This window comes from Flavobacterium sp. 38, assembly GCF_057799715.1.
The window spans coordinates 584,378-601,344 of the sequence record NZ_JBYNWZ010000002.1; the positions used below are offsets into that span (position 1 = coordinate 584,378).

Consider the following 16,967-nt stretch of genomic DNA (forward strand, 5'->3'; position numbering starts at 1 on the left):
AGACTATGCGAAATTTAAAAACACCAAAATTGACGATTGTAGGCGCAGGTCCAGGCGATGTTGAATTGATTACGCTAAAAGCAATTAAAGCTTTAGAAAGTGCCGATGTAGTTTTGTACGATGCTTTAGTAAACGAAGAATTGCTGGATTATGCATCAAATGCAGAAATTGTTTTTGTTGGAAAACGATTGGGATGTCACGCTTACACACAAGATCAGATTAACGAATTGATTGTTTCAATGGCAAATCGTTACGGTCATGTAGTACGTTTAAAAGGAGGAGATTCTTTTGTTTTTGGAAGAGGAAGCGAAGAAATTGATTATGCGGTGAAATTTGGTTTGGAAACGGCTGTTGTACCGGGAATTTCTTCTGCATTGGGCGTTCCGGCTACTGCAGGAATCAGTTTAACACAGCGTAAAATTGCGGAAAGTTTTTGGGTTATTACAGGAACAACTTCGAATCACGAATTATCAAAAGACATTCATTTGGCCTCAAAATCAGCGGCAACTGTAGTTATTTTGATGGGAATGCATAAATTAGAAGAGATAATTTCGATTTATCAAGAGAATAGAGCAGATGATCTTCCAATTGCCATTATTCAGAATGGAACAAAAAATTCAGAACAAAAAGTAATCGGAACTATTAGTACAATTACTAAATTGGTATCCGAAAAGAATATTTCATCACCAGCCATTATTGTGATTGGTGAAGTAGTGAAAAATACATCAAAATTGACGGAATATTTTCAAGAGCATTTTGATGATGAATTCATTTTTCAGAATTTAAATTTATAAAAATGATTGAAGTTAAATATTTTGGAGCTGTCGCTGAAAAAACAAGATGCGAATTCGAAAAATTGTCTTGTTCAGAAGAATTATCACTGCAAAAATTATTGCAGGATTTAGACGAAAAATATCAATTGGAATCGCTTACTTTCAGCGTTGCGGTAAATCAAAAAATAGTTTCAAAAGCAAGCGATTATACATTGCAAACCAGCGATGTTATTGCTTTATTGCCACCATTTGCTGGAGGTTAAAAATAAATTTATGAGCGGAACGGCACGATATAACAGACAAATCATACTTCCTGAAATAGGAGATGTAGGCCAGTACAAATTGCTGAAATCTAGAGTTTTGGTAATTGGCGCTGGAGGTTTGGGCGCTTCAATTTTGCCTTATCTGGCTGGTGCTGGAGTGGGCGAAATCGGGATCGTCGATGATGACGTTATCGAAGTTTCTAATCTGCACAGACAAGTTATTTACAAAACTTCGGCGGTTGGAAAAGGAAAAGCCGCAGAAGCAAAAGCGATGATTTCAGAGTTAAATCCGCTTATTCAAGTGAATGTTTTTGCAGAGAAATTGTCGGGGAAAAATGCGATTTCCTTATTTGAAAAATACGATATTATAGTTGATGCAACAGATAATATTGCCATTAAATATCTGATTAATGATGCGTGTCTTGTGACCCATAAGCCAATGGTTTACGGGTCTATTTTTAGGTTTCAGGGTCAGGTTTCGGTTTTCAATTACGAAAATGGTCCAACGTATAGATGTTTGTATCCAGAGGAAAAAGCAAATGCATTGAATTGTGAAGATGCAGGAGTAATAGGTGTTTCGGTTGGAATTATCGGAATGTTTCAAGCTAATGAAGTCCTAAAAATAATTCTCGGAAATGGAGAAGTCTTAAGCGGAAAAATATTGGTTTATAATATGTTGAAAAATGACCAGCAAAAGTATGATTTTGAGAAAAGCTCCAGTTTAGAAATAACTAAAGTAGAGTTTGAAAGAAAATATAATTCTGCTGAAAATCAAATAGAAGAAATTAAATTTGAGCTTCTTTTGAGTGAAATAGAAAATGAGGAAGTTCTTTTTTTAGACGTTCGAAATGAAGACGAACTGCCCAAAATAAAATTGATTAACAGTATTCAGATTCCGTTAATGAATTTAGAAAATGAAATGGAAAAACTGAATAAAAACCAAACGATTTACGTTTTCTGTCAATCTGGAATTCGAAGTAAAATCGCGGCTGAAACGCTTCAGAAAAATCAATTTCAAAAGGTAAAAAGTGTTATTGGTGGAGCTTTAGCAATGAAACAAATATTAAAAGAAGAGAAGATATAGCGACAGATTATATGGATTAAAAGGATTTTTCTGTGCGTGGATTTTTTGCCACGAATTGCACGAATTTTCGCGAATTGTAAAATTAAAATCAAAAAAATTAGAGCAATTTGTGTAATTCGTGGCTAAAGAAAAAATCAAAATAATCTTTTTAATCTGTGGCAAAAAAAATAAAAAGTAATGAGTAAAAATGTATTTGTAGAAGGACCGATCTCGCCTGAGTTTATAGCAGAATCGATCGCTAAACACCAATCTAAACATACGATTGGAGCGCATAATATTTTCTTGGGGCAAGTTCGCGCGGACGTGATTCACGACAATACGGTTGTTGCTATCGATTATTCGGCATATAAAGACATGGCAAATGAAGCGTTATATGCAATTCGAGAAAAAGCCTTCGCTAAGTTTGATTTAACCTGCATGCACATTTATCACAGTTTAGGCGTTGTAAAAGCGGGCGAAATCTGTTTGTTCGTTTTTGTTTCGGCTACACGACGCAAGCAAGTTTATGAAGCCACAGAAGCCATTGTAAACTGGATTAAAACCGATGTGCCGATTTTTGGTAAAGAAATGTTTGAAAACGATACATTCACTTGGAAACAAAATACCTAAGAAACTATAATGGTAGATATTACACATAAAATAAACACTTTAAGGAAAGCAACTGCGACTGCAATCGTAAAAGTCAGCAAACAAGAAACGATTGATGCTGTTGTCAATAACTTGGTGCCAAAGGGAAACGTGTTCGAAATGGCCAAAACGGCGGGATTATTTGCAGTAAAAAACACGCATTTATCCATTCCAGATTGTCATCCGCTTCCAATTGAATTTACTTCTGTAGAATACAATATTGAAGGCTTAGAAATTCATATCATTTTCAATGTAAAAACCGTTTACAAAACGGGAGTTGAGGTTGAGGCGATGCACGGAGCATCTATTGTTGCTTTGACCATGTACGATATGCTGAAACCGATTGATAAAGAAATCGAGATTTCGACCATCAAATTAATAAATAAAGAGGGCGGAAAATCTTCGTTTAAAAATAAATTTTCGAATGCAATTAAAGCTGCAGTTTTCGTTTGTTCCGATTCGATTTTCGCAGGAGATAAAGAAGACCGATCTGGAAAAGTTATTGTAGAGAAATTAGATTCATACGGAGTTGAAACTTCTCACTATGAAATTATCCCTGATGAATTGGATATTATTCAGGAAAAAACAAAAGCTTTCGCCAAAGAAAATCAGCTGGTGATTTTTACTGGCGGAACTGGTTTGTCACCAAGAGATGTAACTCCGGAAGCTTTGGAACCATTATTAGAAAGCAGAATTCCGGGAATTGAAGAAGCGATTCGTAATTATGGACAGCAAAGAATGCCTTATGCAATGTTATCCAGAACAGTTGCGGGAACTTTAGGCAAAACGGTAGTTTTGGCTTTGCCAGGTTCTACAAATGGAGCGAGAGAATCTATGGATGCTGTTTTTCCGCATTTGTTGCACGTTTTTCATATTTTAAAAGGTAAAAATCATGACAGCCTCTAACACTATTTTGACGGATGGTTTTGGGCGCAAGCACAATTATCTGCGCATTTCGCTGCTGGAAAAATGCAACCTGCGTTGTACATACTGCATGCCAGCTGACGGAATCGCGCTTTCTCCAAAAGCAAGTTTAATGACTGCAGAGGAGATTTTTGCCATTGCCCAGACTTTCGTAAATAATGGTGTTGACAAAATAAGATTAACAGGAGGAGAACCTCTGTTGAGAAAAGATTTTCCTGAGATTGTTTCGAAATTAGCAGCGCTTAATATTTCGCTTTCCATCACAACAAACGGGATTTTAATTGACCGTCATATTGAGGTTTTAAAGCAGTTTAAAATCAAAAAAATCAATTTGAGTTTAGATACTTTAATTGCATCAAAATTTCATTCGATAACGCTTAGAAATCAGTTTGAGAAAGTAATTGATAATCTGCATTTGCTTTTAAATAATGATTTTAAAGTAAAAGTAAATGTCGTTTTAATGAAAGGTTTCAATGATAACGAAATTGTTGATTTTGTAAAACTGACTCAGTTTCTGCCTATTTCTGTACGCTTTATTGAGTTTATGCCTTTTGCAGGAAACGAGTGGGATAGAAGCAAAATGGTTTCTCAGAAAGAAGTATTGTCTTTTGTAAATACTCATTTTGATGAGAATCAGGTGGAGAAACTTGAAGATGAAAAAAACTTTACGGCAAGAACGTATAAAATAAAAGGCTTTCAAGGTGATTTTGGAATCATCAGTTCGATTACCAATCCGTTTTGTGACAGCTGCAACCGCATCCGCTTGACGGCTGACGGAAAAATAAAAAACTGCCTTTTCTCCAATTCAGAAACTGATTTGCTGACTGCTTTTAGAAATGGAGAATCTATCACCGATTTGATTTCGGAATCCATTCAAAATAAAAAGAAAGTAAGGGCAGGAATGACTACAATTGCTAAGATTAACGATCCAGCACTTCATTCTGATAATCGCAGTATGATTTCGATTGGGGGGTAATAAAAAAAAGAACCCAAAGGATTCTTTTTAAGTCTTCCAAATTGGAATTTGGAATTAAAATATTGGAATTTTCAACTCCTATTTTTTCTTTTTAGCTTTAGCCTTTTTCAACGCTTTTGCTTTCTTTTCAGCAGCTTTTTTAGCTTTGGCTTTATCCTTTGCCTTTTTAGCTTTTTCTTTTTTCTTCTCTGCAGCTTTTAATTTTGCTTTTTTAGCTTTTTCTAGTTTTTTGATAACCGCCTTAATCGCTTTTTCCCTTTTCTTTTCTTTCTCTTTTTTGGCTTTAAGTTTAGCTTTAAGCTTTGATTTTATATCGTTTTTTTCTTTGCCAATTTTCTCCACAGTTACAACAGGTTTGTTTTCTTCAAAAGGCACTGGAATATCTTCGGTTTTAATTTCCACAATTTCAGAAACGATAGGTTCTGCTTTTGCAGGCGCTGTTGCTGTTTTTTTTACAGTCGCTCTCGGCGTTGTTTTAGACGCAGCTCTAACAGGTGTTTTTGCGGCAGGTTTAACAGTCGCAGCAGGTGCTTTTGCAGCGGTTGTTCTTGAAGCTGGCGCCTTTGTTGCTGTTGGTTTTGCAGCAGTTCTTGTTGTTCTTTTTACCGTTGTCTTGGTTTCTGGCTGTATTTCTGTAGTCTTTTCTACAGTTGTTTCTGCTGGAATATCAGTGTTGTTTACAGCAGGAGTACTTGGATTTCGTTTTATCATAACTGTATTTTTTATTGAATAATAGATAGTAACCAAGTAATTTTAAAGCTTTTGAAGTATAGAGCTTTAATATAAATTCTTAGTTAAGCTAAATATACGCAATTTTTGAATACGAAATACTGTGCTTTTATCGAAGTCATTAATTTTCAACTGCTTCTAGAATTCTAAAATTACTTTTTGGTGCTTCGCATAAAGAACAGCAATATGTTTCTGGCAGATTTTCAAATAAAATCCCTTTGGGAACTCCTTGGGTTTGATCTCCGTATTCAGAATTATAAAGAGTCAAGCATTCCTGGCATTGATAAACATCCAATTGCGGTTTTTCTTTTTTCTGCGGATTCTCAGCTGTTTCAGCTGCTACATTTCCAAGGCCTTCAAAATATTTTCGGCTTAATTCAATTAAAATAGTAGGAAGCTCGAGTTTATCAATATCTTGTGAATGAACAATGTATTCGCGCGTATTTGGGTCGAAATTCTTAGCAAACAAAACATTGTAAGTATCTCTGATTTTAATAGATTCTAAAGCAGCGGGAAGTTCATTTTTTTCGATAACAATCGAAGTAAAATAATGACCGTCACGATTGTATTCCGAAATTCCGAAATTCAATCCGTACGTGCTGATGTCAAATTGATCGAGTGTACGAACTAGAAATGTTTTCAAGTTTAAAGCCCATTCCATTGCAACTGGCAAATGCCAATTTAATTCTAAAAGGGAATGGCGAACATTGATTCCTCTTTTACCTAAAAACTTTTCCCATTCCAATTTTCTGTCTTTTGGAATTCCTTTGATAATGAAAGATTTCCAAGGTGTAATGCAGATTTTACCAATTTTGCATTCAAAGCATAAATCGCACATTTCTTTCAGAAAATCGAGATCGTAAAGATTATTTCTCCAATACAATCCCAGCCAATATTGATCAATTCCCATTCTATTCATTCCTTCGTAATACGGAAATGGATAAAACGGAATATTCAATGGTTTGTCAATTGTTCTGTTGTTGGTATCTAAAGCTTCGCTAACTAAGGTAAAAAGCATTTCAACATCAATAGAATCTTCTTCAGAGATTTTCTCGATTTCGTAATAAATTTTAGCCAAATCCCAGCTGTAAATCAAAACAGGATAAACTTCTATTTTTTCCCATTTCGGGAGACGAATATATAAATACCAATAATCTTCATGTTCTGAAGCGATAAAATTCAAATGTCCGGTAAACAAAGGAACCAATTGTTGCTTCGGATCGGTTATATTGACTTTTAGTTTTGGCTGTTCTTTAAATTCTTCTAGAACGTATAAAAAACGATTTCCCGTAAGCCAATTGGTATTTCTAAAAATATCTGTCGAAACGTAAGAAGAGACAATATTGTTGCCGCTTTTTTGATCAGGATACACAAAATGATGCTTCCCTAAAGTGGTTTTATCTAAAGACTTAAACCCTTTCGGAAAAATAATATCCTGTCTGGAACCAAAAGAAATTGAATCCAGTCCTTCTTCCAAAGCGATATTAACGACTTCGCGCAATTCTCCTGGCGAAATAACGCCTCCTTTTACTATTAATCTTGTTAGTTCCATAGTTTTTTGTTTCAGGTTTCAGGTTTTCTTTGTTTCACGTTTGTCAGGCAGAGCGGAGTCGAAGCCCGATTCCAATTGGAACGCCCTTCGACTCCGCTCAGGGTGACATTTCGTTGTTTTTAGTTTCAAGTTTCACGTTCCAATAACTTGAAACTTGACCCGAGGCTGAAAGCCGAACGGGCGAAGCAAACAAAGAAAACCTGAAACAAAATTTAAACCTTACATTTCGCCAATATCTCTTTAACTTCAGTTTTACAGCTTCCGCAGCCTAATCCTGCGCCAGTGTTTTTGCATAAATCGGTAAAATCGCAGACACCACTTTTTATGGTCTCTTCAATGTTTCCGGCTCCGACTTGACTGCACGAGCAGACTAATTTGCCCAAAACCGGTTTTGCGTTCGAACTTCCTCTTAAAAGCGTATTTCGTTTGTCTGATAATTCGATTTTGCTTTCAATCATGGTTTTAAATTCGGCAAACTCGTTTTTATCGCCCATTAAAATCGCTCCAACCAAAAGATCGTCTTTTACAATACATTTTTTGTAATAACGTTTTTTCAAATCGGCAAAAACAATTTCTTCGTACGAATCGTCATTTTCGGGGATATTAATATCGCCAATACTGCACAGGTTAATATCTTCTAGTTTTAAAATATTCATTAAAATAGAACCTTTGTAATAACTGCTGATATCGCCGGCTAAAAAGTTGGCCAAAATATCTGCCTGTTCTTCTGCCGCAGAAGTAATTCCGAATAATTTATTGTCAAATTCGGCAATTTCGCCAATAGCAAAAATATCTGGATTTGAAGTCTGAAGATATTGATTTACTTTAACGCCACGTCCGCAGGCCAAACCGCTTTCGCGTGCGATTTCAATATTCGGAATCGTTCCAATCGTATATACAATCGCATTGGCGGTGATGATTTTGCCACTTTTTAAAGCAATTTCAATTTCATTCGGATTATCGGTTTCAAAAACAGTACTTACTTCATTATCAAAATAAATCTGAATGTCACGAAGCTGCACTTCTTCTGCCAGTAATTTGCTTGAAATTAAATCCAATTGACGCTCCATTAATCGCGATGCACGCTGAATTATAGTGGTTTTTACTTTTTTATGTTTTAAAGCCGCTGCCAATTCCAAACCTAATAAACCGCCACCAATAATAACAACGTGCTGTTCTTCTGGCGGAAGATTAGTGCTGTCTAAATGTTTTTTCAAACGATCAGCATCTTCTTTTCGTCTAACGGTAAAACGTCCAGGCAAATGAAGCTGTGCATTTTCTGGAATAAAAGGACGGCTTCCTGTAGCGATAATCAAAGAATCAAAACTGTGGATTTCTCCCGTACTGTCTAAGATTGTTTTTTGTTTTGCATCTAATTTTTCAATTGCAACCCCAGCTTTCATGGTAATTTTTAATTTATTGAAAGCTTCGCCGTCTTTTACTTTCAAGAGCTGTTCCCAAGTAAATTCTCCCGTCATATATTCTGGAAGCAAAACACGATTGTAAAACGGATTTACTTCATTCGAAAAAACAATAATTTCGTCGGTTGAATTGAATTCACGGTAATTTTGAATAAATCGGAAAGAAGCCGCTCCAGCACCTACAATGGCAATTTTCTGAAATGGTTTTACATATTTTTTAATGGAAACCGTTGTGAATTTAAAATCAGGTTCTTTTGAAACTGGATCTACAACTGTATTTGTTAAATTGTTTGTTCTGTTTAAATCATTTTCAAGTTGTTTTCCCCAATGCATCGGCAAGAAAACGACTTTTTCTTTGATCGAATCGGTTACTTTTGCTTTTACGCGAACTTCGCCATTTTGACTTGAAACCACAACGATATCACCATTTTTAATATCATTTTTAAAAGCATCAATCGGATTGATTTCTAATACCGGACTCGGAATATGTGTTAACAATCGAGATACTTTTCCCGTTTTGGTCATCGTATGCCACTGATCTCGGATTCGTCCTGTTGTCAGAATAAATGGAAATTCTGCATTAGGCTGAACTGATGTGTTTTCTATAGAAACCGGCAAATTAAAAATGGCTTTTCCCGAAGGCGTATAGAATTTTTTATCGGTAAATAACCTTGGAGTTCCCGGATGCCCATAATCTGGAACTGGCCATTGGAAAGTACCTTCGTTTTTTAAACGATTGTAGTTTAAAAACGAAATATCAATATTGGTGTTTTTGGTAAGCGCGCAATGTTCTTTGTAAATCTCTTCTGCACTGTTGAAATTGAATCCGTTGAAATTCATTTTTTTAGCAAAACGAATTAAGATTTCAATATCTGGAAGCGCTTCTCCAGGCGCATTGATTCCTTTTGGCAGATACGAAATACGACGTTCCGAGTTTGTCATCGTTCCTTCTTTTTCCAGCCATCCAGCAGCAGGCAATAATAAATCGGCAAATTTTGCTGTATCTGCATTATGCGAAATATCTTGAACCACAACAAATTTGGCATTTTTAAGCGCTTTTTCGGCTCTTCTCGAATCTGGTAAACTCACTAATGGATTGGTACAGATAATCCACACCGCTTTCATTTTTCCAGATTCTAAAGCTTCAAACATTTCTGTGGCGGTTAAACCTGGTTTGTCTGATATCTCGTCTACACCCCAGAAATCTGCAACTTCTTTTCGATGCGTCGGATTTGCAATGTCTTTGTGTGCGGCCAAAAGTGTAGCCATTCCGCCAACTTCGCGCCCGCCCATAGCATTCGGCTGACCTGTTAATGAAAATGGTCCAGAACCTGGTTTTCCAACTTGCCCTGTTAATAAAGACAAATTCAGCAATGCCGTATTTTTATCAACCCCAACAGCGCTTTGGTTTAAACCCATTGCCCAAAGCGAAATAAATCCTTTTGCTTTTCCGATAATATCGGCGGCAAGTTTAATGTCTGGCACCGAAATACCGCAAAGTTTAGAAGCTTTTTCAAGCGAAGTGCCTAAAACCAAATCTTTATATTGTTTAAAGTTTTCGGCATTATTTTTAACGAAATCATGATCTACATAGCCTTTTTCGATAATTCGTTTGGCTATGGCGTGATATAAAATAATATCAGAACCTGGAATAATCTGCAAATGTAAATCGGAGAAAACAGCGGTATCGGTTCTCCTCGGATCGATACAGATTATTTTTGTTTTCGGATTTTTCTCTTTATGTTTTTCAAGTCTTCTGAGTAGAATAGGGTGGCACCAAGCAGGATTGGCTCCTGTAATTAAAAACGTATCGGCCAATTCGATATCATCGTAAGCAATGGGAACCGAATCTTCGCCAAAAGTCTTTTTATATCCTACAACTGCAGAACTCATGCAAAGTCTGGAATTGGTATCGATATTGTTGGTTTTCAAAAAACCTTTGACCAGTTTATTGACTAAGTAATATTCTTCTGTTAAGCACTGTCCCGAAATATAAAATCCAACGCTATCTGGACCGTGTTTTTTTATAATAGAAGAAAAAACGGCAGCAGCTCGGTCAAGTGCAGTATCCCAGCTTACGCGTTCCAGCGGATAAGATTTACTGCCTCGCATTTCAGGATATAAAATTCGATCTGAAGTATCATTAACTACGTAATGCAGGTTCATTCCTTTAGAACACAGCATTCCTTTGTTTACAGGATGATCTTTATCGCCTTCGACCATTACACCATTTTTAGCATCGTTGGTCACGATTATGCCGCAGCCAACGCCGCAGTAGGAACAGGTAGTTTTGATCTTCGTAGTTTGCATTTGGTGTTCTATTTAGAGATACTACTTTTATTGAATAGTCTTACTTTAGATAAGTACTTATGCAAAAATAAGTACTTTTTACGTATTAATACTTAATTTTTGAATTTATTTTTTTATTTTTGATGAAAATAAATGAGGAACAACACATTAGTTTTTAATCTGCTAAATATTAGAACTCATGAAAGAAGAGCAAGCTGTATGTTATTCCTGTACAAATGAGAATTGTTTTATAAAGAAGCATCTGCATTTAGAGCAGATGACCAATTATATTTCTAAAAAGCAAAATATAATCTGCAAAAAATCGGATCGATTTATTACGGAAGGTGCGCCTTTGCAAGGGCTTTATTTTATTTGCAAAGGAAAAGCTAAAACCGTCAAAACCGGAATTAACGGCCGTGAACAAATTGTGCGTTTAACTAAAAACGGTGATATTATCGGTTTCCGCGGATTCGGTACGAGCAAACGTTATCTGATTGGTGCTTATGCCTTAGAAGATACGGTTTTGTGTAATTTCAGCAACGAAACGATGCTGGAAATTTTACAGCACGTTCCTGAGTTTACTTATACTTTGATGTTGTTTTATGCCGAAGAATTAAACAAAAGTGAAAATAATATCCGCAAAATTGCACACATGAATGTCCGCGAGCGTGTGATTGATTTGCTATTGTATATTCATCGCAAATTCGGACAAACTAATGGTTTAATTGATATTGAGCTTTCGCGAAAGGAAATGGCCGACTTTGCCGGAACTACAGAAGAACAGGCGATTCGTATTTTATCCAGCCTTAAAAAAGAAGCTTTGATTAAAACCGAAGGAAAACGTGTTGGGATTATTCATGCCGAAAAACTTCGCTCAGAAATTATGGAGCATAAGTATTTTTAAGGTTCTAAGCTACTAAGATTCTAAGATGCTAAGACTTTGCTCTTAGTTTTTATTTTACTTTTTTACCATTTTCGTAGATGAAATTTAATTCTTCTCCATTTTTAGATAAACAAAATTGTTTTCCATTTTTCTTCCCGTTTTTATACTCGCAACTGTAAACTAATTTACCTTCTGAAAAAGATTCCTCTAGAATTTTGTTTTCATTTTCATCAAAATAAGTCGAGAGATATATCTTTCCGTCAAAATCTAATTTGTCTTCTTTTTTCTTTTTTAAAACAAGATTTTCATGATAATATATTTTTCTACATGGAATACCCTTTTTGCTTTTGTTATAATATTCAGAATAAAGCATTATTCGGCCTTCTTTAAAATCAGTTTTTGATAATAAAACATCATTTGATCGACGATTTTCTATGGATCCTGAAAAAATAGAGTCATTACTGACTTTGTAAACAAGTCCATCTTTAGCGTATAAATCTTGAGATGTAAGAGTTGTGTTTTCTTGCCCAAAAGCTTGAACAAATAGGAATAAAAATATAACTACTATTTTTTGATGCATGATTATTTCTTATTTTTTTCTTCCAACAAATCGAATCACAGATCCAGTTCCGTTATGGAATAAACCTTCACTAAGTTCAATTTCTTTTTCTTCTAATTCTATGATTTCATAATCGGGAAAATCGGCTTTTATTTCTTCAATAGAAAATAAAGATTCGATGTCTTTTGGTCCGCCGACTTTTTCATTTTTGGTTACGTATTCTAAATGTTTTTTACTGAAAGCTTCAAAAATAATTATTCCGTCTTTCTTTAAAAGTTTATCCAACTGTTTGTGGATTTTAGATTTTAGAACAGCAGGAAAATGAGCATAAATTAAAGCAATCGCATCAAATTGTTGTTCTTCGAAATCCAAAGTTTCTAATTCGCCAACCTGATAATCAATCGAAACATTATTGTTTTTAGCGAGAAGAAGCGCTTTGTTCCTGCCTTCTTCACTAATGTCAAAAGCCGAAACTTGCCAGCCTAATTTTGCTGCAAAAATAGCATTTCGTCCTTCGCCTTCAGCAGGAAAAAGAATCGAACCAATTTCTAATTTTTCAATTTGTTCTTTTAAGTAATTGTTGGGTTCTTCGCCGTATGCAAATTCTTCGCTTTTGTAACGGTCATCCCATCTTTTTGTCCAAGTGTTGTTCATTGTGTTATATATTGAATTTGATTATTAAAGGTTTATGATCACTATGCATCGTCCAGTCTTGATAACGTCCGATTTCGACATTTTCTAAAGTTTCGATAAAATCATTTGAAGCAAAACAATAATCAAGATGATATGGTTTGTTTTCATGACGATAGAGATACCAGGTTGGGTGCGCTTCTTTACCTTGAATTTGATTGAAGTATTTATGATACGTGCTGAAAATATTCTTTTCTGCTAATTTATTTACGACTGTAGTGTGATTTCCTTCTCGTCTTGGTTTGTCCCAAATCGTGTTGCTGTTAAAATCTCCAATTAAAATGGTATTTGTTTCTTTAATCAAATCTTCATAATAATTAATCGCTTTCCAAACTTGCGTGACGTAAGGACCATCTTTATCTGTTGGATTATTTGCCCAAATAGCAAACATGGTAAAATCAATTTTTCCGCCTGTAACAGCAATTGGGAGAATATTTTTGAAATTTGGATTATGGCATTCCATTAATTGAAATTTGTATTCTCCGTATGAAAAAACACCAATTCCTTTATGCGGATTTGTTCCATACCAAAGAATATCTGAAGGAGATTTTGCGTCTTCTGGAAATTTCAACCTTTCAGGATTTTCACATTCAGAAATTACGGCAATATCAGGATTGAAAGCTAGAATATATTGAGCTTTTTTCCTGAATGCCATATTGCAATTCCAAGCAATGATTTTCATACATATTAATTAAAAAAAAATAATTAAAAAGTGAAATCAAATATACCTAATTATTAATATTTTAATGTTTCTTTTTACAACAAAAAAAGCCCTTTTTCAAGATCAGGAAAAGGGCATTCTATTATTTGTAAATTTAATTTATTGTAGTTCTGTAATCTTAACCAACAAGTCTTGTTGTGCCGCAATTGATATCAATTTCTGCAAAATGATGTTTTCCCATCACGATAAGTAGCCTGTCTGAATTATAACCAACATATCTTATTTCAGGAGTTCCTTTTTTCGGTTTTCCGCAAATAGAAATCACATTGGTTTGCCATTTCAATTTCTTTCTTTTGTAAGCAGAAATGGTTTGTAAATCATTTTCAACATAGTAAACAATGTTGTTTTTTTTAATGCCTCTTTTTTGCGTTTTTGCAAAATTTATTTCTGAGCCTTTTGAAATCAAGGCATCATTAAATTTTTGGGCAATACCAGTTTGGGTAACCAAAAAGGTTAACATAGATAATTTTAGAAATGGTTTCATTAGGATAGAATTTGGGGTTCTTAATCGGCTCAAATATAAATAATTAAAACATATAATGTGTATTTATTACATTAAAAAAAATACCCTTTTCCGAAATAGGAAAAGGGTAAAATATAGAAGCTAATTTTATAGAAAAATTATTTTTTCCAGCTAAAAATTCTTGGATTCACAGAAATCATTAACCAAGCCCAGTTGTTAGTATGGCCTGCATAACCAGGAGACTTTAAAACTTCTAATGTTTTAGAGCCAAACATTTGAGAATAACCTCCTGTAACTGTGATATCTTTTTTGAAATTGTAACCAAAAGTTGCATCAATTTCCGTTCCTAAATACGAATCCATTTTGTTGTTTGCCACAACCACATCAGCAGCAGATAAGAATACATGTGGCATTAAAGCAAATTGCCATTTGTTTACATTATAACCCAATTTAACGAAAGCATCTTGCAACCCAACATTGTTTAAGTGATTTCCAACATAAAAGTAATCCATGTAACCGTTGAATCCGTGGTTGGTTCCGAATATTGGATTGAACGATTTAATCACTGTACTTCCGTCGTTTGAATCTTTTCCAGATAAAAATTCATAACCTAAACCAGCTTTAAAGGAATCAGTTATAGCATAGTTAAAATTAGCGGCAACGTTATAGGCACTTACTTCTGCATCACTACTTTTTCCTGTTTGTCCGTACAGCCAAAAGTTGCTGTCAATTTTATCTTTTTTATAAGTAAGGTAAGTACCAAAAGTTTGTTTGTAGCTTAATAATAATTCAGTAGGAGCAGTAGTCCTTGTATATTCATATCCAGTATTCAATACTAAAAAACTTAAACCTAAATCACTGCTAAATTGATTGTGATACCAAGCGTATTGCATTGCTTTATAGTTAGCAACAGTATAAGGTGTCTGAAACACATTTTCTGCTGTTGAATTATAGGCGCCTCCAAAATCTAACTTTTGTTTTTCGGTTTTATAAGTAATCGTTAACGCGTCATGACTTTGCCCTTGTTGCGCCCAGTCCATTTCTCCAAGAATACGCTGATTATCGTAAGAAAGCACTTGTCGTCCCATTTTTGCACTCCACTTTTCGGTAAAATTATATTGTGCCCAAGCTTCAAATACAGCTACGCCATTTTTATCGGCAGTAGTTGCAGGGGCAACATCTCCCCAAGTCCTGGTATTTTGAAAAGTCAGTCTCACCGTTAAATCGTCTTGTTTGAAATTTAGATTCAAGCGAGAACGCTGCGAAATTTGCGAAGTTCCTTTTTGTCCTTCTGGCAAAAGTGTTTTGTATCCGTTTCTATATTCAAAACGCGGTCTGATCTGCAGATTTGCATCCAATTCCTGAGCCTGAAGATCAATACTTAATCCTATTATAAGTATTAAAACTAGTTTAAGTTTTTTCATAAATTGTCATGTTTATTTTCTTAGTGTAAATTTATAAGAAAAAGCCGTCATTTAAATATGATTTAAATCATATTTCTAATTTTTTTTTAATTTAAGTCTAATAAGCAGGCTCTAATTTTGCTTTACTTACTTTAATTTGTTTTTCTTTAGATAGTTGTGCAATAGTGAAATGCATCCAAACAAGACAAATAGTAGAAAATATTAAAATGAAAATCCATGAACTTGACCAGATTCCAGTTGCGGTTAATAAATATCCGAAGATAATTGGACCAAAAAATCCGCCTAACCCGCCAATCATACCAACCATGCCGCCTACAACACCAACTTCGCTAGGGAAATATTCTGGAATATGTTTGTAAACTGCTGCTTTTCCGATTCCCCAAGAAATTCCGATCAGAATTACTAAAACTAGAAATACCCACATGTTGGCATCAAATTTAATGACTGTTACACCTTTAGCAATCAGTTCTTTTTTTGCAACACTTTGATTGTGTGACACAACGACATCCTGCCAGCTCGAGGAAGTTGGAAAAATGGTATTTTCAGCCGTGTTAGCGGTTTTTTGTGCAATCGGATATTCTTTATCTCCAATTTTTACCGTTTTATCATTAATTTCATTAACAACGCCTTTCTTAGCGGCTAGTATTCCTGGACCAGAAGTGGTGATTTCCATTTTAGGAATCGATAATAAAGCACTTAAAATTACTGAAGAACCCAAAACCCAATACATTACTTTTCTTGCTCCGAATTTATCAGACAAGTAACCGCCAAAAGCTCTAATTACGCCAGAAGGCAAACTAAACATGGTAGCAAATAAACCTCCCATAACCAAGCTCGTTTGGTAAACGTTCATGAAGTTTGGCAATAACCATTGTGAATAGGCTACAAAACAGCCAAAAACTAAGAAATAATAGGCTCCAAAACGCCAAACTCTTTGTGATTTTAATGGAGTTAGCATTTGAGAAATAGTTTTTCCGTTGCTTTCTATTTTTTTATTTTTTGCGAAAATTAAAAAAGCAATGCCAATTACGACTAATGAAACAGCATAAATAATAGGAAGTGTTTTCCATCCATTTTGCGGATCGTCAATTGAAAAATGATTTAGTAATGAAGGAGCAAGAAAAGTAGTGATAGCTGCGCCTGCATTTCCCATTCCGAAGATTCCGAGTGCGCGACCTTGCCATTCTTTTGGGTACCAGATTGAGGTATAGCCAATTCCGACTGCAAAACTAGTTCCGACCATTCCGAATAGAAAGCTTAGTAAAGCAAACATTGCAAAACTGTCAGCATAGGGAAGAAGAAACAGCGGAATAGAACAAAGCAGTAATAAAAGTGAAAAAACATATTTTCCGCCAAATTTATCCGTCAAGATTCCGATTGGAAGGCGCATGATAGAGCCAGTTAAAATTGGAATACCTAAAAGCCATCCTACTTGAATAACATCCCAATGGAAAATTCCATTATCAACTAAAAAAGTTACTAGAACACCATTTAATGTCCAGCAGGCAAAACACACTGTAAATGCCAATGTGTTCAAAAATAAAATTTTGTGTGATTGCGATAGTGAGTTTGAATTTTTCATAGTACTT

16 protein-coding genes are annotated in these 16,967 nt (G+C 34.9%); 7 read left to right on the forward strand and 9 right to left on the reverse strand.

The features are described 5' to 3' along the window. Positions 1-5: 5 nt before the first annotated feature. The 6 genes from cobA to moaA all read left to right on the forward strand — a co-directional run bounded on the left by cobA (position 6) and on the right by moaA (position 4,647). On the forward strand, positions 6-794 hold the full coding sequence (gene cobA, locus AC3E9W_RS07605) for a uroporphyrinogen-III C-methyltransferase (protein ID WP_488767876.1): 789 nt from the start codon (positions 6-8) through the stop codon (positions 792-794). A 2-nt stretch (positions 795-796) separates the two neighbouring features. Next, complete coding sequence (locus AC3E9W_RS07610) at positions 797-1,036, forward strand: MoaD/ThiS family protein (RefSeq protein WP_488767878.1); 240 nt, start codon at positions 797-799, stop codon at positions 1,034-1,036. A 10-nt stretch (positions 1,037-1,046) separates the two neighbouring features. Beyond that, positions 1,047-2,120 (forward strand): ThiF family adenylyltransferase, encoded by a 1,074-nt coding sequence (locus tag AC3E9W_RS07615; protein WP_488767879.1) that lies wholly within the window; start codon positions 1,047-1,049, stop codon positions 2,118-2,120. A gap of 177 nt (positions 2,121-2,297) precedes the next feature. Then, a complete protein-coding gene (locus tag AC3E9W_RS07620) occupies positions 2,298-2,729 on the forward strand; it encodes a molybdenum cofactor biosynthesis protein MoaE (RefSeq protein ID WP_066034044.1) in 432 nt (143 codons plus the stop codon). Between the two features lie 9 nt (positions 2,730-2,738). After that, entirely contained in the window at positions 2,739-3,653 is a 915-nt protein-coding gene (gene moaCB / locus AC3E9W_RS07625; protein ID WP_488767881.1) for a bifunctional molybdenum cofactor biosynthesis protein MoaC/MoaB, read from the forward strand. Next, positions 3,640-4,647: a GTP 3',8-cyclase MoaA gene (gene moaA, locus AC3E9W_RS07630; protein WP_488767883.1), complete on the forward strand. Its 1,008-nt coding sequence runs from the start codon at positions 3,640-3,642 to the stop codon at positions 4,645-4,647. The genes moaCB and moaA overlap by 14 nt, the downstream gene beginning before the upstream one ends. Positions 4,648-4,725: 78 nt before the next feature. Here moaA and AC3E9W_RS07635 read toward each other — a convergent pair whose 3' ends face one another. The 3 genes from AC3E9W_RS07635 to AC3E9W_RS07645 all read right to left on the reverse strand — a co-directional run bounded on the left by AC3E9W_RS07635 (position 4,726) and on the right by AC3E9W_RS07645 (position 10,659). Next, positions 4,726-5,358, reverse strand: a complete 633-nt coding sequence (locus AC3E9W_RS07635) for a hypothetical protein (RefSeq protein ID WP_488767884.1) — start codon at positions 5,356-5,358, stop codon at positions 4,726-4,728. A gap of 139 nt (positions 5,359-5,497) precedes the next feature. Beyond that, positions 5,498-6,928, reverse strand: a complete 1,431-nt coding sequence (locus AC3E9W_RS07640; protein WP_488767886.1) for a rubredoxin — start codon at positions 6,926-6,928, stop codon at positions 5,498-5,500. Positions 6,929-7,140: 212 nt separating this feature from the next. Beyond that, positions 7,141-10,659 (reverse strand): molybdopterin-dependent oxidoreductase, encoded by a 3,519-nt coding sequence (locus AC3E9W_RS07645; protein ID WP_488767887.1) that lies wholly within the window; start codon positions 10,657-10,659, stop codon positions 7,141-7,143. 178 nt (positions 10,660-10,837) lie between these two features. Between AC3E9W_RS07645 and AC3E9W_RS07650 the strand changes: the two genes are divergently transcribed. Continuing rightward, complete coding sequence (locus tag AC3E9W_RS07650; RefSeq protein ID WP_306160569.1) at positions 10,838-11,542, forward strand: Crp/Fnr family transcriptional regulator; 705 nt, start codon at positions 10,838-10,840, stop codon at positions 11,540-11,542. Between the two features lie 49 nt (positions 11,543-11,591). Here the strand turns inward: AC3E9W_RS07650 and AC3E9W_RS07655 are convergent, their stop codons facing one another. The 6 genes from AC3E9W_RS07655 to AC3E9W_RS07680 all read right to left on the reverse strand — a co-directional run bounded on the left by AC3E9W_RS07655 (position 11,592) and on the right by AC3E9W_RS07680 (position 16,960). Continuing rightward, positions 11,592-12,101: a hypothetical protein gene (locus tag AC3E9W_RS07655; protein WP_488767889.1), complete on the reverse strand. Its 510-nt coding sequence runs from the start codon at positions 12,099-12,101 to the stop codon at positions 11,592-11,594. A gap of 9 nt (positions 12,102-12,110) precedes the next feature. Next, complete coding sequence (locus tag AC3E9W_RS07660) at positions 12,111-12,734, reverse strand: class I SAM-dependent methyltransferase (protein WP_488767891.1); 624 nt, start codon at positions 12,732-12,734, stop codon at positions 12,111-12,113. A gap of 4 nt (positions 12,735-12,738) precedes the next feature. Continuing rightward, entirely contained in the window at positions 12,739-13,452 is a 714-nt protein-coding gene (locus AC3E9W_RS07665; RefSeq protein WP_488767893.1) for an exonuclease/endonuclease/phosphatase family protein, read from the reverse strand. 157 nt (positions 13,453-13,609) lie between these two features. After that, a complete protein-coding gene (locus tag AC3E9W_RS07670) occupies positions 13,610-13,975 on the reverse strand; it encodes a hypothetical protein (protein WP_306160559.1) in 366 nt (121 codons plus the stop codon). A 137-nt stretch (positions 13,976-14,112) separates the two neighbouring features. Then, complete coding sequence (locus AC3E9W_RS07675; protein ID WP_488767895.1) at positions 14,113-15,378, reverse strand: alginate export family protein; 1,266 nt, start codon at positions 15,376-15,378, stop codon at positions 14,113-14,115. A gap of 97 nt (positions 15,379-15,475) precedes the next feature. After that, entirely contained in the window at positions 15,476-16,960 is a 1,485-nt protein-coding gene (locus AC3E9W_RS07680) for an MFS transporter (protein WP_488767896.1), read from the reverse strand. Positions 16,961-16,967 lie beyond the last annotated feature (7 nt).

Coding starts and splice junctions, on each gene's coding strand:
- cobA (WP_488767876.1), top strand. CDS start 6: ATGCGAAATTTAAAAACACCAAAATTGACGATTGTAGGCGCAGGTCCA.
- AC3E9W_RS07610 (WP_488767878.1), top strand. CDS start 797: ATGATTGAAGTTAAATATTTTGGAGCTGTCGCTGAAAAAACAAGATGC.
- AC3E9W_RS07615 (WP_488767879.1), top strand. CDS start 1,047: ATGAGCGGAACGGCACGATATAACAGACAAATCATACTTCCTGAAATA.
- AC3E9W_RS07620 (WP_066034044.1), top strand. CDS start 2,298: ATGAGTAAAAATGTATTTGTAGAAGGACCGATCTCGCCTGAGTTTATA.
- moaCB (WP_488767881.1), top strand. CDS start 2,739: ATGGTAGATATTACACATAAAATAAACACTTTAAGGAAAGCAACTGCG.
- moaA (WP_488767883.1), top strand. CDS start 3,640: ATGACAGCCTCTAACACTATTTTGACGGATGGTTTTGGGCGCAAGCAC.
- AC3E9W_RS07635 (WP_488767884.1), bottom strand. CDS start 5,358: ATGATAAAACGAAATCCAAGTACTCCTGCTGTAAACAACACTGATATT.
- AC3E9W_RS07640 (WP_488767886.1), bottom strand. CDS start 6,928: ATGGAACTAACAAGATTAATAGTAAAAGGAGGCGTTATTTCGCCAGGA.
- AC3E9W_RS07645 (WP_488767887.1), bottom strand. CDS start 10,659: ATGCAAACTACGAAGATCAAAACTACCTGTTCCTACTGCGGCGTTGGC.
- AC3E9W_RS07650 (WP_306160569.1), top strand. CDS start 10,838: ATGAAAGAAGAGCAAGCTGTATGTTATTCCTGTACAAATGAGAATTGT.
- AC3E9W_RS07655 (WP_488767889.1), bottom strand. CDS start 12,101: ATGCATCAAAAAATAGTAGTTATATTTTTATTCCTATTTGTTCAAGCT.
- AC3E9W_RS07660 (WP_488767891.1), bottom strand. CDS start 12,734: ATGAACAACACTTGGACAAAAAGATGGGATGACCGTTACAAAAGCGAA.
- AC3E9W_RS07665 (WP_488767893.1), bottom strand. CDS start 13,452: ATGAAAATCATTGCTTGGAATTGCAATATGGCATTCAGGAAAAAAGCT.
- AC3E9W_RS07670 (WP_306160559.1), bottom strand. CDS start 13,975: ATGAAACCATTTCTAAAATTATCTATGTTAACCTTTTTGGTTACCCAA.
- AC3E9W_RS07675 (WP_488767895.1), bottom strand. CDS start 15,378: ATGAAAAAACTTAAACTAGTTTTAATACTTATAATAGGATTAAGTATT.
- AC3E9W_RS07680 (WP_488767896.1), bottom strand. CDS start 16,960: ATGAAAAATTCAAACTCACTATCGCAATCACACAAAATTTTATTTTTG.